The organism is Curtobacterium citri (assembly GCF_030362955.1).
Classification (GTDB): Bacteria; Actinomycetota; Actinomycetes; order Actinomycetales; family Microbacteriaceae; genus Curtobacterium; species Curtobacterium citri.
The window spans coordinates 15,820-34,294 of the sequence record NZ_JAUCML010000015.1 but is presented as its reverse complement, the minus strand read 5'-3'; the positions used below and the strand labels follow the sequence as shown (position 1 = coordinate 34,294).

The window sequence follows — 18,475 nt, the reverse complement described above, 5'->3', positions numbered from 1 at the left end:
CGGTGAACCGATGGCGAGTTACCATGGAACACGTGCTCATCTGTCTCACGGCGTCGCACCGCAACGCCAGCTTCGACCTCCTGGAGCGACTGAGCATCGGCGCACCGACCGCGGCGAGCCGTCTGGTGACGGACTCGGGCGTGCTCGACGGAGCCGTCGTCCTCGCCACCTGCAACCGCTTCGAGGCCTACCTCGACATCGCGGGCGACGACCGCGACTCCGCCGTCTCGGCCACCGTCGACGCCGTCGCCACCGCCAGTGACCTCGTGCCCGCCGAGGTGCTCGAGTCCGTCAACGTGCTCGGCGGCGGGGACGTCGTGCAGCACCTGTTCGCCGTGTCGAGCGGCCTCGAGTCCGTCGTCGTCGGCGAGACCGAGATCTCCGGCCAGGTCCGCCGCGCCCTCGAGGACGCCCGCGCCAACGGCACCACGACCTCCGACCTCGAGCGCCTGTTCCAGGAGGCAGCGCACACCTCGCGCGGCGTGAAGACCCGCACGCGCATCGGTGCCGCCGGTCGCTCGCTCGTGCGTCTCGGCCTCGAGCTCGCCTCGTCGCGCATCACCGACTGGGCCCGGACCCGGGTGCTGCTCGTCGGCACCGGCAGCTACGCGGCCACGACCATCGCCGCGCTGCGTGACCGCGGTGCCGCCGACATCCAGGTGTTCTCGCCGTCCGGCCGGGCACCGTGGTTCGCCGCGAAGCACGACCTCGTGGCCGCCACCGACCTGCGCGAGGCGATCCGCGCGTCCGACGTCCTCATCACCTGCACCTCGACCGAGGTCCCGGTCGTCGAACCGGCGGACCTCGACGACGGGCGGCGCCGCATCGTCATCGACCTCGGGCTCCCCCGCAACGTCGATCCCGACGTGGCCCACGTCGACGGCGTCGAGCTGCTCGACCTCGAGACGATCAGCATCCACGCCCCGATCGCCGAGCTGAACGCCGAGTCCGAGGCGCGCCAGATGGTGGACGACGCCGTGTCCCGGTTCCGGGCGCAGGCGCTCGAGCAGTCGACCACCCCGGCACTCGTGGCCTTCCGCAAGCACGTGTTCGACATCCTCGACGACGAGATCGACCGCGCGAAGCGCCGCGAGGGCGACACCGAGGCCGCCGAGCAGACCGAGCGTGCGCTCCGGCACCTGGTCGGCGTCCTGCTGCACCGGCCGTCGGTCCGCGCGCGGGAGCTCGGTCGGGCCGGTCGCGGCGAGGAGTTCGTCGGGGCGCTCGACGCCCTGTTCGGCGTCCGTCCCGAGCCCGAGGCGGAGCTGCCGGCGCCCGTGGTGCCGCTCGCGGAGCGCACCGCGCCCGAGTGCCCCGTGTCGACGGACCGCACCGGCGAGGCGGACGCGAGCTGAGCCTCCCGGCCCAACCACGAACGCTCCGTGTCAGCGCGCTGCTGCTGGTGCGCGACCGGCGCGTGCTCATGGTGCGTGCCCGCGGCCGCGACGTGCTCTACCTGCCCGGCGGCAAGGCGGAGCCCCACGAGACCGACGTGCAGGCAGCGCTGCGCGAGGCGCGCGAGGAGACCGGCCTGCACCTCACCGAGGCGGACGTCGAGCCCTTCGGCACCGTCACCGAGGCCGCGCACGGCCAGGGCGAGGGGACGATGGTCGCGATGGCGCTGTTCACGGTCCGGCCGGGAGGCGCGACCGACTCCGCCACGCCCGTCGCCTCCGCAGAGGTCGACGAGGTGGAGTGGGTCACCTCCGCGGACGCCGACCGGTGTCCGCCGGCGGGCGTCGAGACGCTCCTCCGGCTGGTCGACGCCGGCCTGGTCGACTGAAGATCCGACCAGCCTGGGCCGGGGTCACTCGGTGTCGCTCACTCGGTCTCGCTCACTCGTCCCTGTCGACGTAGTGCCCGGTCTCGCCGTCCTGGGTCGGCTCGGCCTCGCCCGGGATGTCCGACTCGACGTACTCGCCCGTGTCGGCCGCCGGTGCGTCGTCCGGGCGCGTCTCGCCGGGGATGTCGCTGGAGACGAACTCCCCCGCGGGCTCGTGCGACTCGACGTGCTGCTCGCCCGGGATCTCGCTGTCGGTGAAGGCTCCGGCGTGCGGCTCGACGCCGTCCGCCCGGCCCTCGTCGCCGCGTGCCTGCTCGTGCTTGCCTGCCATGTTCCGACCTCCGTCGCTCGTGTGCCTGGCTGTGTCGCGAGTGTGGACGCGACGTCTGGACGCTACCCGAACGCGCCGGGACGGGCCGGAGTTGCGTCGAGGCATGCACCGCAGCACCGCCGCTCCCGTCCTCCTCGCCACCACCGGGATCGTCCTGGCCCTCGCGCTCTCCGGCTGTTCCTCCGGTGGTCCGGACACTGCGCCCACCGCGACCCGGACGGTGACCGCCGTGCCGACGACCGGGTCCTCGGCGGCACCGTCGGTGGGGTCGTCCGCGCCGTCGACCGCCTCGACCCCTACGGCGGCACCGAGCTCGACCGGTGGGACCGCGGCCGGCGGCCGCTGTGACACCGGCTCGCTCGCCGGGAGCATCGAGTCGGGCAGCGGCGGTGCCGCGGGCAGCACCTCCGTGCACCTGGCCCTGCGGAACACCGGGTCGAGCACCTGCACGCTGCAGGGCTGGCCCGGGGTGTCCTTCGTCGGGAGAGGCGACGGGAGCCAGATCGGCGCTGCCGCGAGCCGCGCCACGAGCTCGCCGCACCCGACCGTGACGCTCGCCCCCGGGGCCGTCGCCGTGGCCCCGCTCCAGGTCGCCACCGCCGCGGACTACCCCACCGACAAGTGCCAGCCGGTCGCGGCGGACGGCTTCCGCGTCTACCCGCCGGGGTCGAAGCAGTCGCTGTTCGTGCGGGACACGGACTTCACCGCGTGCCGGTCCGAAGACGCCGGGCTCCTCAACGTGTCCGGACTGGTGCCGGAGGGCCAGGCGGCAGAGTGACGTGCGTGGTCCGGCCGGCTACCCGCCGGGGGTCGCTCGTGGGTCCGGCCCTGGTGGTGCGGGCAGGTCGAGCACGAGGGTCCGCTCCGTATCCGAGCCGGACGTCCCGAAGTCCGGGCACGGGACAGCACGCGACGACACCGCGGAGCTCCCTGCGGTGAGCTGTGCGCGGAAGCACCCGTAGACGGTCGCACTGCTCGAGAGACCGCCGCCCTGCGCGGTGCCCGACGCGTAGGCGGACACCTCGACCCCCGTGGACGACCGCGCCGTCCCGTACACGGCTGCTCGCAGGTTGCCGCGCTGGCGAGCCAGCTCCGCAGGGGTGAGCGATTCGACGTCCCCGTACCCACCGAAGCGCTGCTCGCGGACAGCGGCCTGGAGCTCGGGACCATCAGGGGCCCCCAGCGCCGTGCTGCTCAGGGCCCGCAGCAGGCGGGACCCGTTCGCCTCGGCGATCTCGGTCGCGTCCGACGTCGGAGTGTGCACCTCGACGGAGCAGCCCGTCAGGGCGACCGCGATCACCGCGACGACCGCACCCACGCCCGCCCGGGCCGGCCTGCTCAACGAGGGGCTCACCGGTACGAGGGGGTGTGCACGACCTCGAGCACCTCGGTGCCGACGGTGCGCAGGGCCTCGATGACCGCCAGGCGCTGCTGCAGGGTCGCGTCGTCGAAGGTCACGGTGACGGCGTAGCTCACGGACGAGCCCGGCCCGCGGAGGATCCCGGCCTCGGCGCGGACCCCCGTCGACGAGCCCGTCACGACGACCGCCTGCAGCCCGTGGTCGAGCGCCCGGTGCGCCAGCGGGTCGACGCCGAACGCGCCCGCGACGAGTGACGTGTCACTCGCCAGGGACAACCACCCGAGCACTCGGTTCGACACCGGCTCGTCGACGACCTCGCCGAGCGCCAGGCCGCGCATCAGCCAGGCGAGCTCCCCCGACGGCGCCACGGAGGCGTCCGGGGCGTCGTCCGGGCCGCGGCGGTCGCGGACCCGGTCGATGAGCGCCGTCCGGTCGATGCCGAGCGCCTCCGCCCGGCGCCGGACCGCGTCGATGCCGACCGTCGAGAGCAGGGCGTTCATCGCCCACGCGTCCGCCGTCGCGCCGACGAGGGTCGCCAGGTCCGGCACCTGCATGGTCGGTTCCTGCAGGAACTGCCACAGGCCCGCACCGGTCGCCGTGTCGCGGGCCATCCGCTGGAGCCGGTCGCCGTGCAGGCGTCCGTCCTCGAGCTGGGCGGCGACCTCGATGAGCAGGAGGATCCGACCGAGGCTCGCGACGGGCTGGACGAGGGTGTCGTCGACGGCGAGCAGGGCCCTGCCGGTCGAGGTGTCGATGACGGAGGCACTGACGGACGCGCCGTCCCGTGCCAACGCGCCCAGTGCCTCCAGGCCGGCGCCGAAGCGTTCGTCCGCCCCGCCGCGGTGCCGTCCGCGCGCACGGGCGCCGTCCCCGCCACCGACCTGTGGTCGGCGACGGGGACGGCGAGGTGCGTCTGCGTCGGCTCCGGGCTGCGCACCCGGCTCGGGGGCACCCGGATCGGACGACGGAGCCGCGTCCGGCTCGGTCATCACCAGATCGCGACGCGCTCGGCCGGGTCGAGGTACATCGCGTCCGACTCGGTCACGCCGAAGGTGTCGTAGTAGACGTCGATGTTGCGCACGATCTGGTTGCAGCGGAACTCGTTCGGCGAGTGCGGGTCGATGCTGAGCAGGCGCGCGGCCTCCTCCGGGCGGATCGCCATGCGCCAGGCCTGCGCCCAGCTCAGGAAGAAGCGCTCGGCACCGGTCAGGCCGTCCACCACCGGGGGCTCCTGGCCGTCGAGCGACAGCAGGTAGGCCTTCCACGCGATGGACAGGCCGCCGAGGTCGCCGATGTTCTCGCCGATCGTCAGCGCGCCGTTGACGTGCGCGTCCGGCACCTCGGTCGGCACCAGGGCGTCGTACTGGGCAATGAGGGCCTTCGTGCGCTCCTCGAAGGCGGTGCGGTCGGCCTCGGTCCACCAGTTCTGGAGCCGGCCGTCGCCGTCGTACTGCGAGCCCTGGTCGTCGAAGCCGTGCCCGATCTCGTGCCCGATGACGGCGCCGATCGCACCGTAGTTCGCGGCGGCGTCACGCGCGGCGTCGAAGAACGGGAACTGCAGGATCGCCGCGGGGAACACGATCTCGTTGAAGCCCGGGTTGTAGTACGCGTTGATGGTCTGCGGGGTCATGAACCACTCGTCGCGGTCGATCGGCTTGCCGATCTTGCCGAGCTCGCGGTCCACCTGGAAGCTCGCGACCGCGCGGACGTTGCCGATCAGGTCGTCGGGGCTGACGGGCAGCGCCGAGTAGTCGCGCCACTTCACCGGGTAGCCGATCTTCGGCGTGAACTTGTCGAGCTTGTCGAGTGCCCGGGCCCGGGTCTCCTCGGTCATCCAGTCGAGCGCCGTGATGCTCTGCCGGTACGCCTCGACCAGGTTTGCGACGAGCTCGTCCATCTCGGCCTTGGACGTCTCGTCGAAGTGCTCCTGCACGTAGATGCGGCCGACGGCCTCGCCCATCGCGCCCTCGACCAGCGAGACGCCGCGCTTCCAGCGCTCGCGCTGCTTCGGTGCGCCCGTCAGGGCGGTGCCGTAGAAGGAGAAGTTCGTGGCGGACATCGCGCTCGTCAGGTAGGCGGCCGAACCACGGATGACCTGCCAGCGCAGCCAGTCCTTCCACGCCTCGAGCGGCTGCGAGCGGAGCAGCTCGGCCAGGCCCGTGACGAACGAGGGCTCGCGGACCACGACGGTTCCGAACGCGCCCTCCGGGGCCCCGATGGCCTGCCACCAGAGGTGCAGGTCCGCGCCGTTGGCGAGCACCGTGACCTCGTCCCAGGTCATCTTGTTGTAGGTCTTCTGGCTGTCGCGGGTCGTGACGTTGTCCCAGTGCACCGCGGCGAGCGCCGTCTCGAGTGCGATGACGGCCTCGGTGCGCTGGCCGCCGTCGGCGAAGCCGGCGAGCGGGAACATCGACGCGACGAACTCGCGGTACTTCGAGCGGATGTCGGCGAACCGCTCCTCGCGGTAGTACGACTCGTCGGGGAGCCCGAGGCCGGACTGCTCGAGGAACACGATGTACGACTCCGGGTCGCCCGGGTCGTTGTCGACGAAGAGCTGCACGAAGCCGGGCAGGCCGAGCCGCTCGAACCGGCCTACCATCGCGATGACGTCGTCGACGGTCTCGACCGCGTCGACCTCGCGGAGCAGCGGGTCGATCGGACCGGTGCCGAGCTCCTCGAGGTGGTGCTCGTCGGTGAAGGACGTGTAGAGGTCGCCGACCTTGCGCTCCTCGGTGCCGGGTGCGGCCTGCTGCGAGCGCTCGACGATGTCGCGGACGGCGACCTCGGCCTCCTCGGCGAGGACCGTGAAGGAGCCGTACCGGGCCTTGTCGTCGGGGATCGGTGTCTGCGCGACCCAGGTCCCGTTCACGTGCCGGTAGAGGTCGTCCTGGGGGCGGACGTCCGGGTCGAGCTCGTCGGTGTGGATCCCTGCGGTGCGTGCGACGTCGGTCATGCGGTCCACGATAGCCACCGGGGCCGCGGCCGCTCGGAGTCGGGGGCGCAGCGGCGCCGGCCGGGTGCCCGCCGATCCGAGGTCAGCGCTCACGGCGGACGATCCTGGTCACGCCGCGCCCCGGCCGGTGCTCGGATCGTGTTGAGTGCAGGGATGCTTCCCACCACCGGACCGACCCCGAACCCCGGAGCGGCCCCAGCCGTCGCGACGACCGGTCCGAGCACCACGGCGAAGGGCCTGAAGCCCGGGTCGATCGGGCTCTTGGGGAGCATCGTCGTCAGCCTGTCGTCGACGGCCCCCGCCTACAGCCTGGCCGCGAGCCTCGGCCTGGTCGTGGCGAGCGGCGGGGTGCTGCTCGCCGGCGTCAAGGCGCCGAGCATCCTGCTGCTGGCGTTCGTCCCCATGTGGATGATCGCGGTGGCCTTCCAGGAGCTGAACCGTCTCGACCCGGACTGCGGCACGACGTTCACGTGGGTGACCCGTGCGTTCGGGCCGACGACCGGGTGGCTCGGCGGCTGGGGGATCATCGCCGCGGACGTCATCGTCATGGCCAACCTGGCCCAGATCGCCGGGTCGTACGGATTCCGCTTCGTCGGTGCGGTCACGGACGTCGACGCGATCACCGCACTCGGCGGCGACACCCTGTGGTCGACGGTCGCCGGTGTCGCCTGGATCGCGGTCATGACGGTGGTCTGCCACCTCGGTGTCGAGGTGTCCACCCGCCTGCAGTACGCGCTCCTCGGCATCGAGGTGCTGGCGCTGGCGGTGTTCGCGGGGGTCGCGGCGTTCCGCGTCCTCGACGGCACGGCCGGCGTGACGTCGATCACCCCCTCGCTCGACTGGCTCTGGCCGAGCGGTCTCGACCCGGCGACCGTGATCGCGCCCGCGATGCTGACCGCGCTCTTCATCTACTGGGGGTGGGACACGGCCCTCTCGCTCAACGAGGAGACGACCGACCCGCGACGCACACCGGGCCGGTCGGCCGTCATCAGCACCGTCCTGCTGCTCGGCATCTACGTCCTCCTGGCGACGGCGACGATCGCCTTCGCCGGCGTCGGGACGGACGGCATCGGTCTGGGGTCACCGGGCAACGCCGACGACGTCTTCGCCGCGATCGCGCCCGCATTGTTCGGTTCGTCCGTCCTCGGGCACGCGGCCACGGCGCTGCTCGCGTTCGCGATCCTGACCTCGGCGTCGGCGTCCACGCAGACGACGATCCTGCCGACCGCCCGGACGGCGCTCTCGATGGCGGCCCACGGTGCCCTGCCGTCGCGCTTCGCCCGGGTGCACGAGCGCTTCCGCACCCCGACGTGGTCGACCTTCGGGATGGGGATCGCCTCGGCCGGGTGCTACGTGCTCCTCACGCTGCTGTCCGGCACCCTGCTCACCGCCCTCATCGGGTCCGTCGGGCTGATGATCGCCTTCTACTACGCCCTCACCGGGTTCGCGTGCGTCTGGGTGTTCCGACGGACCCTGCTCGACAGCGCGCGCCACTTCGTGGTGCGCGGCGTCGTCCCGCTCCTCGGCGGCGCGACGCTGACGGTCGCGTTCGGCTACGGGCTCGCGCAGTTCGCGCGGCCCGACTGGCTGCAGGACGCGGACGGGAGGAACGTGACGGTCCTCGGGATCGGTGCGGTCGCCGTCGTGGGCGTCGCCGCCATCGCGGTCGGCGTCGTCCTCATGGTCGTGTGGCGCCTCCGGTCGCCGGCGTTCTTCGTCGGACGCACCGGCGCGGCGGGCAAGGACCCGGACCCGGTCGAGCGACGACAGCCCCGGCCCACCGTGGATCGCTAGGGTCGTGATCGTGAGTGTTCGTCGTCGCGCATCGCGCGCTGTCTCCATCGGCGTGGTCGCCGCGCTGGCCGCTTCCCTGACGGGCTGCGGCCAGGGAGCCGGTGTCAACGCCGACTACGCGAAGATCTGCCGCGACAACTCGACGCAGAAGCGCCTCCCGGACGACGACTGCAACAACCACGGCGGCCACGCGGGCTGGTACTACCTGCCGGTGAGCAGCAGCCGCAGCACCCGGGTCCCCGCGGTCGGCGAGCGCGCCTCCGGCGGGACGACGTCGCTGCCCTCGGGGAAGACGGCGAAGTCCGGCCTCTCGTCGCGCGGTAGCTCCGTCTCGAAGGGCGGCTTCGGCGGATCCGGCGAGCACGGCGGGTTCGGCGGCTGATGGAGCGCGTGGAGTACACGCCACGACCGGACTGGCAGCGGAAGATCCAGCAGACCGGGCTCGTCTACTCGCGGTCGCACCGCGAGGACGGCACCGAGGTCGAGTACTGGAACGACGGCGCCGCCTACGTCTTCACCCTCCCCGAGGTCGAGGCGCTCGAGCAGCAGACCGAGGAGCTGCACCGGATGTGCCTCGAGGCCGCCCGGTACATGGCCTCGGGCGAACTCGGCACCCTCGGCCTGACGCGGGACGGCTTCGAGCTCGCAGCGTGGTCCCTCGAGCAGGGCGAACCGGACGTCTACGCACGCTTCGACCTCGCGTACGCCGGCGACGGCTCCCCCGCGAAGCTCCTCGAGTACAACGGCGACACCCCCACCGGGCTCATCGAGGCGTCCGTCACGCAGTGGCACTGGATGCGCGAGCGCGTCGAGTCCGGTGAGCTGCCGGCCGACACCGACCAGTGGAACGGCATCCACGAGGCGCTCGTCGCACGGTGGCGGACGCTCCTGCACGACTCGCTCCGCGCCGAGGACGGCGGACGGCTGTTCGTCGCGCACTCGGACCTCGACACCGCGGGCGAGGACTGGGACACCGTCGCGTACATGCGCGACCTCGCCGGCGAGGCCGGCTGGGAGCACACCGGCATCGAGATGAAGGACATCGGCTGGCACGGTGTCGCCCGGCAGTTCGTCGGCAACCAGGAGCCCGCGGGGTCCGCGCGGAGCGTCTTCACCCTGCCCGGCGACGAGCCCGGCACACAGTGGCCGGTCATCCGGAACCTGTTCAAGCTCTACCCGTGGGAGGACCTGGTCTCCGGGGAGGACCGCGCCACGGGCGACCAGGAGTTCGGGGCCTTCCTCGTGCGGGACCGCGGTCGGCTCGGGCGCTGGTACGAGCCCGCCTGGAAGATGTTCCTGTCGAACAAGCTCCTGCTCGTGGCGCTCTGGCGGCTGTTCCCCGGGCACCAGAACCTGCTGCCGTCGTACGCCGACGGGCCGAACGGCATGACGGACTTCGTCGTGAAGCCGGTCTTCGGCCGCGAGGGCGATGGCGTCGCCGTCCACCGCGCCGATGGGTCGGTGACGTCGAACGGCTCGGAGTACCGACGCGCAGGGACGGCCGGCGAGCGGGTGTGGCAGCAGTACCACGAGCTGCCGGACTTCCCCGGGTCGAACGGGCACAACCATCCGGTCCTCGGGTCCTGGGTGGTGGACGGCGAGTCGTTCGGCGTCGGCATCCGCGAGTCCGACGGCCCGATCACCGACTACTGGTGCCGGTTCGCGCCGAACATCATCGCGCCGGGCTGATCAGGGCCGGCTTTTACGCCGCAGTTCAGCCGTGTCGACGCCCGCGTCTGCATCACCGCTCCAGCTGAAGCGCTCCGCCTATCGGTCGGCACCGGCTCCGCTCTTGCTGCTGACGACCCGAAATAGTGCGGATCACCTATTTGGCGGCGGTGCGAATGTCGTCCGGAGCTGATGGCCGCGGTCTCCAGTGAAACTACGTCCCGATGCTGAGCTCTGACGGCTCATTGACCTACGATCTGTCCATGGGCATTGAACCGCTACGCGCGCCGAGGTTCCCGGCACGGACCAAGGCCGCCCTGTTCGTTCTTACGGCGGTCGTCATAGCAGTAATCGTCGGGGCGAGCAATGGGATGTGGCTGACCAGGACGAGCGCTGAACGTCTCGCCGATGACGGCGTGAACACCACCGGCACACCTACCGGCGAGATCTGTTCCTTTGAAGTGCGGAAGTACAGGGGTTCGTATACGCAGTATGCGGCGATCTACGCATACACCGTCAACGGACGCCGCTATGAGGTCAAAGGCGCAGCCCGCTTCGGAGAAGTTGCCGACGTTACCACTGATGCGACTGGTGTCGAGGTCAGGTACTTGCCGGAGAAGCCGACCGAAGCCATCGCTCACGACGAACGTATTCAGCGCACTCCGAACGAATCCCAGACCACACCGAAGGTCACAACAGACTGCTAGGTAGCGGCATCTCGCCTGTCGGGCACTGGCGTCTGCAAGCCACAACCGGAAGGTGCCAGCGACAGATGGTAGCCGTTACTTCAGGTGACCCGCTGGCTCCTCGCCCCCTTCTAGTGAATTGACGACACAGAGGAACACGGCTCGCCTTTATCGCATTTGCGCCGCACCCCCCGGGAGGATGTCGTGCGGCAACGCTGTTGACTCGAGAAGATTCGCCGTCACAAGCACTCGCGCCCAGCTGCCGGGTTGAGCTTTCTAGCAATCTGAATGTTTGGGAGTCAAGGCACGTCGAATATTGATCGACCGCGTGAGGGCTCGACTTTTGCGTTTGCACACATTGAAGATAAGTTCGCCTGCATTCAACAGGGTACTAGTGCGGCTGGCGGGTGGGGCGGATAGCTCCTGAGTCATTTTCTCTTCCTATTCACTAGGAAAACAATCGTAAGACTGATGGCGAGAATCGCCAGTGCAATCCAACCGAGCCCTGAGGCACCTGCTGCAAACATACGACCACTCTAGTCACTGAAATTCTGTGTACGCCGATCCGGCCGCAATCTCGAGTCCAGAGAAGGCTCCGCTAGCTACACCAGCAGCGTTCCCAGCCTTCAGACCGGCACCCAAACTTCCAATTCCAAGGGTCGCTACACCTAGAATGGCGGCGCTGCCAATTGCTGCGAGGAATTTTGGTTCCCGTAGTCGTCGTACTCCATGCTCGTGCTGCTGCCAGAACTGCTCGTGATCTTCGACGGCAGGTACGTCGCCGCCGCCGCGGACGAGGATCCGTACTCAGCGGAGGACGAGGAACCCGAGCCGGACTGCAACGAGGTCAGCGACTGGTTGTTGTTCTTGTCGTAGGCGTTGGTGGTCTCACCGGTGCTGTCCATCCCTGAAGCACCGACCTGTGACGTGGCGACACCGTTGTTGGCCGAGCTGTAGGTCTTGGACCGCTCACGGCCTTCCGGGTCGACCGTCTTCGTGACGATGTCGTTCTTGTCGAGCGTGTAAGTGGTGTGCTTCGCATTCGCGACCGTCAAGTTCTGGTCCGACCGCGGGTCCGCGACCGCCGTCGACGTGTCGCTGACATACGACAAACGAGTCACCCCGGTACTGGGTGAACTGCCGTCGCGTTCGACTGGGACACCTGCGTGACGCGGTCGGAGCTGTCGTAGGTGAACAAGGTGACGCCGCCGTTCGGCGCGGTGATCGAGGTCAGATCACCGTTGGTGTACCCGGACGTGGTCTTCGTGCCAGTCGCGTCCGTGTAGGTCGTGACACTCAGGACGCCACGGAGCATGCCTCACCTGCGCACCCCACAAGAAGGGACGATCCGGAACAGCGCGGACTGGTAGAGCGCGCGCCCGCGCCGACACACTCCACCCGCGAAGGACCCACCCCACCCGGTACCGTCATCCCATGGCACTCGGCTGGAAGCTGCACGGTGACGGCGCGACCGTCTCCTCCTCGACCATCGTGGCGCCGGACGAGCGCCTCTCCTGGGGCCGCACGATCGGGCTCGGCGTCCAGCACGTCGTCGCGATGTTCGGCGCGACCTTCCTCGTCCCGCTCATCACGGGCTTCCCCCCGTCGACGACCCTGTTGTTCAGCGGCATCGGGACGATCCTGTTCCTGCTCATCACCGGCAACCGGCTGCCGAGCTACCTCGGGTCGTCGTTCGCCTTCCTCGCGCCGATCGGTGCCGCGACGAAGATCGGCGGCATCCCGCTCGCCCTGTCCGGCATCATCGTGGTCGGTGTCCTGCTGGCGATCGTCGGTGCGATCGTGCACCTGGCGGGCGCCGGGTGGATCGACCGTCTGATGCCGCCGGTGGTCTCGGGGGCGATCGTCGCGCTGATCGGCTTCAACCTCGCGCCGGCTGCCCGCGACAACTTCACGAAGGCCCCGGTCGTCGCGCTCATCACCCTCGCGGCGATCATCCTCGTCACGGTGCTCTTCAAGGGGCTGATCGGCCGGCTGTCGATCGTGATCGGCGTCGCGGTCGGCTACGTCGCGGCGCTCGTCGGCGGGCAGGTCGACCTGTCGAAGGTCGGCGAGGCGGCCTGGATCGGCCTGCCGACCTTCACTGCCCCCGCGTTCGACGCCGGGCAGCTCGCGGTCTACCTCGGCTTCGTGCCGGTCGTGCTCGCCCTCGTGGCCGAGAACGTCGGCCACGTGAAGGGCGTCGGCCAGCTGACCGGCCGCGACCTCACGCCGCTGACCGGTCGCGCGCTCTTCGCCGACGGCGTCTCGACGGTGCTCGCCGGTGCGGGCGGCGGGTCGGCGACGACGACGTACGGCGAGAACATCGGCGTCATGGCCGCCACCCGCGTCTTCTCGACGGCCGCCTACTGGGTCGCCGCGATCGTCGCGATCCTGCTCGGGCTGTCGCCCAAGGTCGGCATGATCATCTCGTCCGTGCCCGCCGGGGTGCTCGGCGGTGCCACGACCGCGCTCTACGGCCTGATCGGCGTGATCGGCATCCGGATCTGGGTCGAGAACCGCGTCGACTTCGCCAAGCCCAAGAACCAGCTCACCGCCGGCATCGCGCTCATCATGGGCATCGCCGACTTCACGTTCTCGTTCGGCGGTGCGACGTTCGGCGGCATCATCGTGGGCACGATCGCCGCGATCGTCGTCTACCACCTGATGGACCTGGTCGGCCGGGCCCGCGGCACGGACCCGGCGACGCCGGAGGCGTCGGACCAGGCGCACGCCGCGACCGGTGCGGTCCCGGCAGAGCCGCGCGCGGACTGAGTCGGACCACCTGACGGACGGGAGGCCCGTGGCGACGCCGCCACGGGCCTCCCGTCCGTCCACCGGTCACGCCGCAGGGCGCGCCGCCGGTCACCGGACCGGCCGCGGGACGGCCAGAATGGGCCGGTGCCCCGACCCACGACCACCGCCGAGCGCGCCGAGCGCCGGTCGGTCGACCGGGACGTCGTCCGCCTCGCCGTCCCCGCACTCGGGGCCCTCGTCGTCGAGCCGCTCTTCCTGCTCACCGACACCGCACTGGTCGGCCACCTCGGGGCGACCGCCCTGGCGGCCGTGGGGCTGGCGAGCGTCGTCCTGCAGACGGTCACCGGGCTGCTCGTCTTCCTGGCGTACGCCACGACGCCCGCGGTCGCACGCGCGCTCGGCGGCGGCGACCGTCGCGGAGCGGTGCACGCGGGCATCGACGGCATGTGGCTCGCGCTGGCGCTCGGCGTCGTGCTCGCGCTCGTCGGGTGGCCGCTCGCCGGACCGCTCGTCGACCTGTTCGGGGCGTCGCCCGAGGTGTCGGCCGCAGCGACCGCGTACCTGACCCTCTCGCTGGTCGGCCTGCCCGGGATCCTCGTCGTCACGGCCTCGACCGGACTGCTGCGCGGGCTGCAGGACACCCGGACGCCGCTCGTCGTGGCGACCGTCGGCTTCGTGGCGAACGGGTTGCTCAACGCCGTGCTCATCTACGGCGTCGGGTGGGGCGTCGAGGGGTCCGCCGCCGGCACCGTCGTGGTCCAGTGGGCGATGGCCGCGGTGTACGTCGTCATCGCCGTGCGCGCCGCCCGGGCCTCGGGTGCGCCGCTGCGCCCGGGGGCCTCCGGCGTCGTGCGTGCCCTGTGCTCCGGTGCCTGGCTGTTCCTCCGGACCGTGTCCCTGCGGGTGGCGATGCTCGCGACCGTGGCGACCGCGAGCGGGCTCGGGACGACCGGCCTGGCGACGACACAGGTCGGGCTGACCGTGTTCTCGACGCTGGCCTTCGCGCTGGACGCCCTCGCCATCGCCGGGCAGGCGCTCGTCGGGCACGGCCTCGGCGCGCGCGACCCCGCACGGGTACGACTGGTCACGCGGCGGCTCGTGGTGCTCGGGATCCTCGGCGGCGTGCTGCTCGGCGTGGTCGTCGTCGCCGTCAGCGGGGTGCTCGGCCCGGTGTTCTCGGACTCCGCCGCGGTCCGGTCGGCGCTGCCGGTCGTGCTCGTGCTCATCGCCGTGGGGATGCCCGTCGCCGGCTACGTGTTCGTGCTCGACGGCGTGCTCATCGGCGCCGGGGACGCGCGGTACCTCGCGCTGGCCGGCGTCGTGAACCTCGTCGTGTACCTGCCGCTGCTCTGGTGGCTCGGCGGGAGCCTCGCCGGGCTCTGGGCCGCCTTCGCGCTCGGCTACATCGGCGTCCGTGCGGTCACCCTCGGGGTGCGCGCGCACCGGCCCGGCTGGGTCGGACAGGCGTTGGCCCGGTGAGCGGGCGGTCGCGCGTCGCGTCGTCGGCGCTCCTCGCCACGGTCGGCATCGGCGTGCAGGGACTCGCGAAGCTGCTCGTCACGGTGGTCGTCGGGCGGGTGTTCGGCACCGAGACCCTCGGGCAGACCACCGCGCTCCTGTCGCTCTCGGTGTTCACCGCCCTGCTGTGGCCGAACGCGGCGGGCAACACCGCCTCGCGGGTGCTGGCGATCACGCTGCGCGGGCGCCGGTCCGACACGGCGGTGAACAGGCTGCTCGGGGCCTCGATGGCGGTGTCGAGCGTCGTGCTCGCCGCGGTGACCGTACCGGTCGCGATCGCCTGGGGTGCGAGCCCCGGCATGGTGGTCGGCGGGGTCGGGGTCGTCGTCGGGTACGGCCTGTACTGCTACGCCCGCGGGGCCCAGCTCGGGTACGACCGCGCACCACGCGTCGCACTGTGGGACACGGTCACGAGCCTGCTCGCGCTCGGACTGCTCGTCGCGGCCTGCGTCGCCCGCCTCGAGCCGCTCGTCCTGCTCCCCCTCGCCGTCGGGTACACCGTCTTCGCGATCGCCTGCTGGCCGCGGGGCAACCGGGCCGCCGGCGCGCCGGAGCCGACCGCGGGGGTGCTCGGCTTCGCCGCGTGGAACGTGCTCGCGGTCGTGACCTCGAACGGGCTGCTGCAGCTGACGATGATCTCGGCGCAGGTGTCCTCCTCGGCGCTCGAGGCCGGGGTCTACGCCGCGGCCTTCACGCTCGCGACACCCGCGTCGATGGTCGGCCAGGCCCTGGGGCAGGTGCTCGTGCCGGCGTTCGCGCACCGGTCGGACGGCGGGTCGCTGCGCTCGCGCGGGGTGCTGCTGCTCGTGGGCGGCTTCGCCGCGGGCACCGCCGTGGTCTTCGGCCTCGTCGCCTGGCTCGCCGGGTGGTTCCTGCCGCTGGTCTACCCGGCCGAGGGAGCCGCCGCGGTCGCGGACCTGCGGTACCTGATGGTCGGCGTGTGGGTGTTCACCGTCGGACTCGTGCCGGCGGCGCTCCTGCTGGCGTCCGGTCGGTCACGGCAGGTGGCGCTGGCGTCGGTGGCGGGGTTCGTCGTGGGCGTGGTGCTCATGGCGGTGCTCGCGCCGTCGACGGGGGTGGCCGGGGGGACCACGGGGTTCCTCGTGGGGAGCGCGGTGAACCTGGTGGCGGTGGTGGTGCTGGGCCTGCGGCGGCGCTGACCTGTCGACGGTCCGTCGTGCTCGGGCAAGCGACGAGAGCGGATGCGTCAGTCGGCGGGCGCCAGCCCCACGTGCGGCTCCAGCCACGCCATCCCCGCGGCGATCGCCGCCCGCGCCATCGTCCAGTTGTGCCGAGCACCGGGCAGGACCCACCGCGTCACGTGCATCCCGACCGCCGCCGCACGGTCCGCGACGACGGGCATCGCCGGGCCGTAGTGGGTGTCGAGCTGCGCCGCGGTGAAGAACGCCCACGTCGACGCGTAGTGGCCGTGCCGGGCCATGACCGCCAGGGGCTGGGCCGCCCGGTACGCCGCCGCGTTCCCCGAGAACCCGCGGGCGATCGTCCGCGCCGGGTCCCCGAGGGAGGGGCCGAGCTCGCCGGAGACGTCGATGATGTTCCCGAAGCGGTCGGGGTCCCCGGCGCCGAGCTGGATCGCGCACGTGCCGCCCTGCGAGAACCCGCCGATCGTCCACGCCGCGGCACCGGTCTGCACCCGCAGGTGTCCGGTGATCCACGCGGGGACGTCGTGCTCCAGGTAGCTCCGGCTGTTGCCGAGCGGGCCGTCGATGCACATCGGGTTGCCCGACCGCGGTCCGAGCTGGTCGGGGACGACGACGATCGGTGCGAGCCCCCGGTGCAGGGCGGCGATCGCGTCCATGCTGCGGGCGATCTGCCCGCCCGACTCCATGTCGTCGGGGCCGGAGCCCTTCGACTGTCCGGGCATGAGGACCGCGACCGGCAGCGGCGGCGGGTCGGCGACGAGCGCCGCCGGCGGCAGCCAGAGGAGGGCGTCGCGGGCGACGAAGTGCGACGTCGTGCCCGGGACGGACACGTGGAGCAGTCGGCCGTCCGGGGGCAGGTCGGCGGGCGCACGCCACGTCCTGGCGAGGTCGACCGTGGCCGGCTCGTGCGGCGCGGGCCGCTCCGACAGGGGGATGCCGTCCGCATCGACGGGCAGCGGGGTCTCCGCCGGTGTCGGGGCGGCGGTCGGTGTCGACGCCGCTGCGGGTGCCGGCGCAGCCGGCGAACGGGTCCACACCACGGCGGCGACGACGACCGCGACCACCAGGACCGCGATGGTCAGGAGGACTCCCGGGAGCGAGGAGGGACGACGCGCGTGCTGCACGGTCCAGAGCGTAGGGACCGCGCCCCGGAACGGGCACCGACCGGCGCGCGCAGTGCTGAGGAAGCGCCCAGCACACGTCCCGCGACCGTCGAGGTACCGGCGACCGGAGGATCAGGTCCCGGTCCGCACCGGCCCCGTCGTGTCCCCGATCCGCAGCTCCGACCGGAACGCGGCCGGCTCCGGCTGGGCCCCCTCGAGCATCGCCAGCGCCGCACGTGCCGCGGCCCGGCCCTTCTGCTCGAACGGCTGCTCGAGCGTCGTGAGCCGCTGGATCGGCGAGCGGTGCAGCAGGCTGTCGTCGACCGTGATGCCGTCGAACCCGATCACGCTGACGTCCTCCGGCACGCGGAGCCCGGCGTCGAGCGCGGCCGAGATCACCCCGACGGCGAGCAGGTCGCTCTGCGCCACGACGGCGGTGGGCGCGGGCGCGCCGTCGGTGAACAGGGTCCGTGCGGCGGCGCGGCCGTCCTCCACCGAACTCCCGGCGGCCTCGACCGCGGCCGCGTCCGGGTAGACCTCGCGGACGCCCCGCAACCGCTCGAGCGTCGTGTGCGCGACGCCGGCGGCCTCGCGGACAGCGTCGACCGGTCCGCAGCGGCGCTCGGCGTCGAGCGGCAGGGTCACGATCGTCACGGCGGTGTGGCCGAGCTCGGCGAGGTAGGAGGCCGCCCGCCGCGAGGCGTCGCGGTTGTCGAGGTGGATCGGCACCGCGCCCTCGATGTCGTCCGCCTCGATCGCGACGACGGGGATCTGCCGACGACGGAGGACGGCGACCGCGGGGTCGATGCGCACGTTGCACCCGACCAGGACGACGGCGTCCATCGGGGCGTCGACGATGGGCCCGGTGCCGCGCTCGTCGTCGAGGGGGCTGCGGACGAGCAGCAGCGACGCGCCGGCCTCGCCCGCGACCTCGGCGATCCCGTCGAGCGTCAGGACGTTCACCGGGTCGCGGAACGCATCGCTCAGGCGTTCGTCCATGACGACACCGATCACCCCCGAGCGCCCACGGCGGAGCGATCGTGCGCGGGGGTCGGGGCCGCCGTACCCGAGCTCCGCGGCGGCGGCGAGCACGCGGGCCTTCGCGTCCTCGGAGACAGGGCCGGCACCGCTGAACGCGAGCGAGGCGGTGGACGGGGCGACGCCCGCCGCCCGGGCCACGGCGGCCAGCGTGGGGCGGGGCCCACGGCGCGGCGCGACGGCGGCGCGGTCGCGGGAGCCGTCGGTCCCGGACGCGCCGCGTGCTGTTGCCGGTTGGTCCATCGCCCGTTAGCGTAGTCACACCGAGCGGTCGAATCGATTCGACAGCCGCCGGGACGCACCGCGACCGCACGGCAGCAGCCA

Annotated in this window: 18 protein-coding genes; 10 read left to right on the top strand and 8 right to left on the bottom strand. The window is 72.0% G+C overall.

Features of this window, described 5'->3' with window-relative positions; all coding sequences use genetic code 11:
• The first annotated feature begins 32 nt into the window (after nucleotides 1-32).
• Nucleotides 33-1,355, top strand: coding sequence for a glutamyl-tRNA reductase (locus tag QUG92_RS16505; RefSeq protein ID WP_182045913.1), 1,323 nt, complete (start codon nucleotides 33-35; stop codon nucleotides 1,353-1,355).
• A complete protein-coding gene (locus tag QUG92_RS16500) occupies nucleotides 1,352-1,783 on the top strand; it encodes an NUDIX hydrolase (RefSeq protein ID WP_289460030.1) in 432 nt (143 codons plus the stop codon). Before QUG92_RS16505 ends, QUG92_RS16500 begins: the two co-directional genes overlap by 4 nt.
• A 52-nt stretch (nucleotides 1,784-1,835) precedes the next feature.
• Here QUG92_RS16500 and QUG92_RS16495 read toward each other — a convergent pair whose 3' ends face one another.
• On the bottom strand, nucleotides 1,836-2,114 hold the full coding sequence (locus QUG92_RS16495; RefSeq protein WP_289460018.1) for a hypothetical protein: 279 nt from the start codon (nucleotides 2,112-2,114) through the stop codon (nucleotides 1,836-1,838).
• A gap of 103 nt (nucleotides 2,115-2,217) precedes the next feature.
• Here QUG92_RS16495 and QUG92_RS16490 point away from each other — a divergent pair, with 103 nt between their 5' ends.
• A complete protein-coding gene (locus tag QUG92_RS16490) occupies nucleotides 2,218-2,892 on the top strand; it encodes a DUF4232 domain-containing protein (RefSeq protein ID WP_289460017.1) in 675 nt (224 codons plus the stop codon).
• An 18-nt stretch (nucleotides 2,893-2,910) separates the two neighbouring features.
• On the opposite strand, the gene QUG92_RS16485 is transcribed toward QUG92_RS16490, so the two are convergent.
• From QUG92_RS16485 to QUG92_RS16475, 3 genes are all read right to left on the bottom strand, one after another.
• Nucleotides 2,911-3,468, bottom strand: a complete 558-nt coding sequence (locus tag QUG92_RS16485; RefSeq protein WP_289460016.1) for a hypothetical protein — start codon at nucleotides 3,466-3,468, stop codon at nucleotides 2,911-2,913.
• Nucleotides 3,465-4,265 carry a serine hydrolase gene (locus QUG92_RS16480; protein ID WP_289460015.1) on the bottom strand — a complete coding sequence of 267 codons (801 nt, stop codon included), beginning with the start codon at nucleotides 4,263-4,265 and terminating at the stop codon, nucleotides 3,465-3,467. Before QUG92_RS16480 ends, QUG92_RS16485 begins: the two co-directional genes overlap by 4 nt.
• Before the next feature lie 197 nt (nucleotides 4,266-4,462).
• Nucleotides 4,463-6,427: a M13 family metallopeptidase gene (locus QUG92_RS16475; RefSeq protein ID WP_289460014.1), complete on the bottom strand. Its 1,965-nt coding sequence runs from the start codon at nucleotides 6,425-6,427 to the stop codon at nucleotides 4,463-4,465.
• Nucleotides 6,428-6,580: 153 nt separating this feature from the next.
• Here QUG92_RS16475 and QUG92_RS16470 point away from each other — a divergent pair, with 153 nt between their 5' ends.
• The 4 genes from QUG92_RS16470 (at nucleotide 6,581) to QUG92_RS16455 (ending at nucleotide 10,596) form a co-directional block, all read left to right on the top strand.
• The gene (locus QUG92_RS16470; protein ID WP_289460013.1) at nucleotides 6,581-8,221 is read left to right on the top strand and encodes an APC family permease; all 1,641 of its coding nucleotides are present in this window, start codon (nucleotides 6,581-6,583) and stop codon (nucleotides 8,219-8,221) included.
• Nucleotides 8,222-8,231: 10 nt separating this feature from the next.
• Nucleotides 8,232-8,603, top strand: coding sequence for a tRNA-dihydrouridine synthase (locus QUG92_RS16465; RefSeq protein ID WP_223246591.1), 372 nt, complete (start codon nucleotides 8,232-8,234; stop codon nucleotides 8,601-8,603).
• Entirely contained in the window at nucleotides 8,603-9,910 is a 1,308-nt protein-coding gene (locus QUG92_RS16460) for a glutathionylspermidine synthase family protein (RefSeq protein ID WP_182045907.1), read from the top strand. Before QUG92_RS16465 ends, QUG92_RS16460 begins: the two co-directional genes overlap by 1 nt.
• Before the next feature lie 242 nt (nucleotides 9,911-10,152).
• On the top strand, nucleotides 10,153-10,596 hold the full coding sequence (locus QUG92_RS16455) for a DUF3592 domain-containing protein (protein ID WP_289460012.1): 444 nt from the start codon (nucleotides 10,153-10,155) through the stop codon (nucleotides 10,594-10,596).
• Between the two features lie 647 nt (nucleotides 10,597-11,243).
• On the opposite strand, the gene QUG92_RS16450 is transcribed toward QUG92_RS16455, so the two are convergent.
• Together QUG92_RS16450 and QUG92_RS16445 are read right to left on the bottom strand one after the other, a co-directional pair.
• On the bottom strand, nucleotides 11,244-11,630 hold the full coding sequence (locus QUG92_RS16450; protein WP_289460011.1) for a hypothetical protein: 387 nt from the start codon (nucleotides 11,628-11,630) through the stop codon (nucleotides 11,244-11,246).
• Nucleotides 11,631-11,692: 62 nt separating this feature from the next.
• On the bottom strand, nucleotides 11,693-11,890 hold the full coding sequence (locus QUG92_RS16445) for an RHS repeat domain-containing protein (RefSeq protein ID WP_182045904.1): 198 nt from the start codon (nucleotides 11,888-11,890) through the stop codon (nucleotides 11,693-11,695).
• A 119-nt stretch (nucleotides 11,891-12,009) separates the two neighbouring features.
• Between QUG92_RS16445 and QUG92_RS16440 the strand changes: the two genes are divergently transcribed.
• From QUG92_RS16440 to QUG92_RS16430, 3 genes are all read left to right on the top strand, one after another.
• Nucleotides 12,010-13,347 carry a uracil-xanthine permease family protein gene (locus QUG92_RS16440; RefSeq protein WP_289460010.1) on the top strand — a complete coding sequence of 446 codons (1,338 nt, stop codon included), beginning with the start codon at nucleotides 12,010-12,012 and terminating at the stop codon, nucleotides 13,345-13,347.
• A 126-nt stretch (nucleotides 13,348-13,473) separates the two neighbouring features.
• Nucleotides 13,474-14,808 (top strand): MATE family efflux transporter, encoded by a 1,335-nt coding sequence (locus QUG92_RS16435; RefSeq protein ID WP_289460009.1) that lies wholly within the window; start codon nucleotides 13,474-13,476, stop codon nucleotides 14,806-14,808.
• Nucleotides 14,805-16,007, top strand: a complete 1,203-nt coding sequence (locus QUG92_RS16430; protein ID WP_289460008.1) for a lipopolysaccharide biosynthesis protein — start codon at nucleotides 14,805-14,807, stop codon at nucleotides 16,005-16,007. The genes QUG92_RS16435 and QUG92_RS16430 overlap by 4 nt, the downstream gene beginning before the upstream one ends.
• A gap of 47 nt (nucleotides 16,008-16,054) precedes the next feature.
• Here QUG92_RS16430 and QUG92_RS16425 read toward each other — a convergent pair whose 3' ends face one another.
• Complete coding sequence (locus QUG92_RS16425) at nucleotides 16,055-17,134, bottom strand: alpha/beta hydrolase (RefSeq protein ID WP_289460007.1); 1,080 nt, start codon at nucleotides 17,132-17,134, stop codon at nucleotides 16,055-16,057.
• Between the two features lie 111 nt (nucleotides 17,135-17,245).
• The gene (locus tag QUG92_RS16420; protein WP_289460006.1) at nucleotides 17,246-18,394 is read right to left on the bottom strand and encodes a LacI family DNA-binding transcriptional regulator; all 1,149 of its coding nucleotides are present in this window, start codon (nucleotides 18,392-18,394) and stop codon (nucleotides 17,246-17,248) included.
• Nucleotides 18,395-18,475: the final 81 nt, after the last annotated feature.

Excerpts from the sequence above, each read along its gene's own strand:
- QUG92_RS16495 (WP_289460018.1), bottom strand. The coding sequence starts at position 2,114 with ATGGCAGGCAAGCACGAGCAGGCACGCGGCGACGAGGGCCGGGCGGAC.
- QUG92_RS16490 (WP_289460017.1), top strand. The coding sequence starts at position 2,218 with ATGCACCGCAGCACCGCCGCTCCCGTCCTCCTCGCCACCACCGGGATC.
- QUG92_RS16475 (WP_289460014.1), bottom strand. The coding sequence starts at position 6,427 with ATGACCGACGTCGCACGCACCGCAGGGATCCACACCGACGAGCTCGAC.
- QUG92_RS16470 (WP_289460013.1), top strand. The coding sequence starts at position 6,581 with ATGCTTCCCACCACCGGACCGACCCCGAACCCCGGAGCGGCCCCAGCC.
- QUG92_RS16460 (WP_182045907.1), top strand. The coding sequence starts at position 8,603 with ATGGAGCGCGTGGAGTACACGCCACGACCGGACTGGCAGCGGAAGATC.
- QUG92_RS16455 (WP_289460012.1), top strand. The coding sequence starts at position 10,153 with ATGGGCATTGAACCGCTACGCGCGCCGAGGTTCCCGGCACGGACCAAG.
- QUG92_RS16445 (WP_182045904.1), bottom strand. The coding sequence starts at position 11,890 with ATGCTCCGTGGCGTCCTGAGTGTCACGACCTACACGGACGCGACTGGC.
- QUG92_RS16440 (WP_289460010.1), top strand. The coding sequence starts at position 12,010 with ATGGCACTCGGCTGGAAGCTGCACGGTGACGGCGCGACCGTCTCCTCC.
- QUG92_RS16420 (WP_289460006.1), bottom strand. The coding sequence starts at position 18,394 with ATGGACCAACCGGCAACAGCACGCGGCGCGTCCGGGACCGACGGCTCC.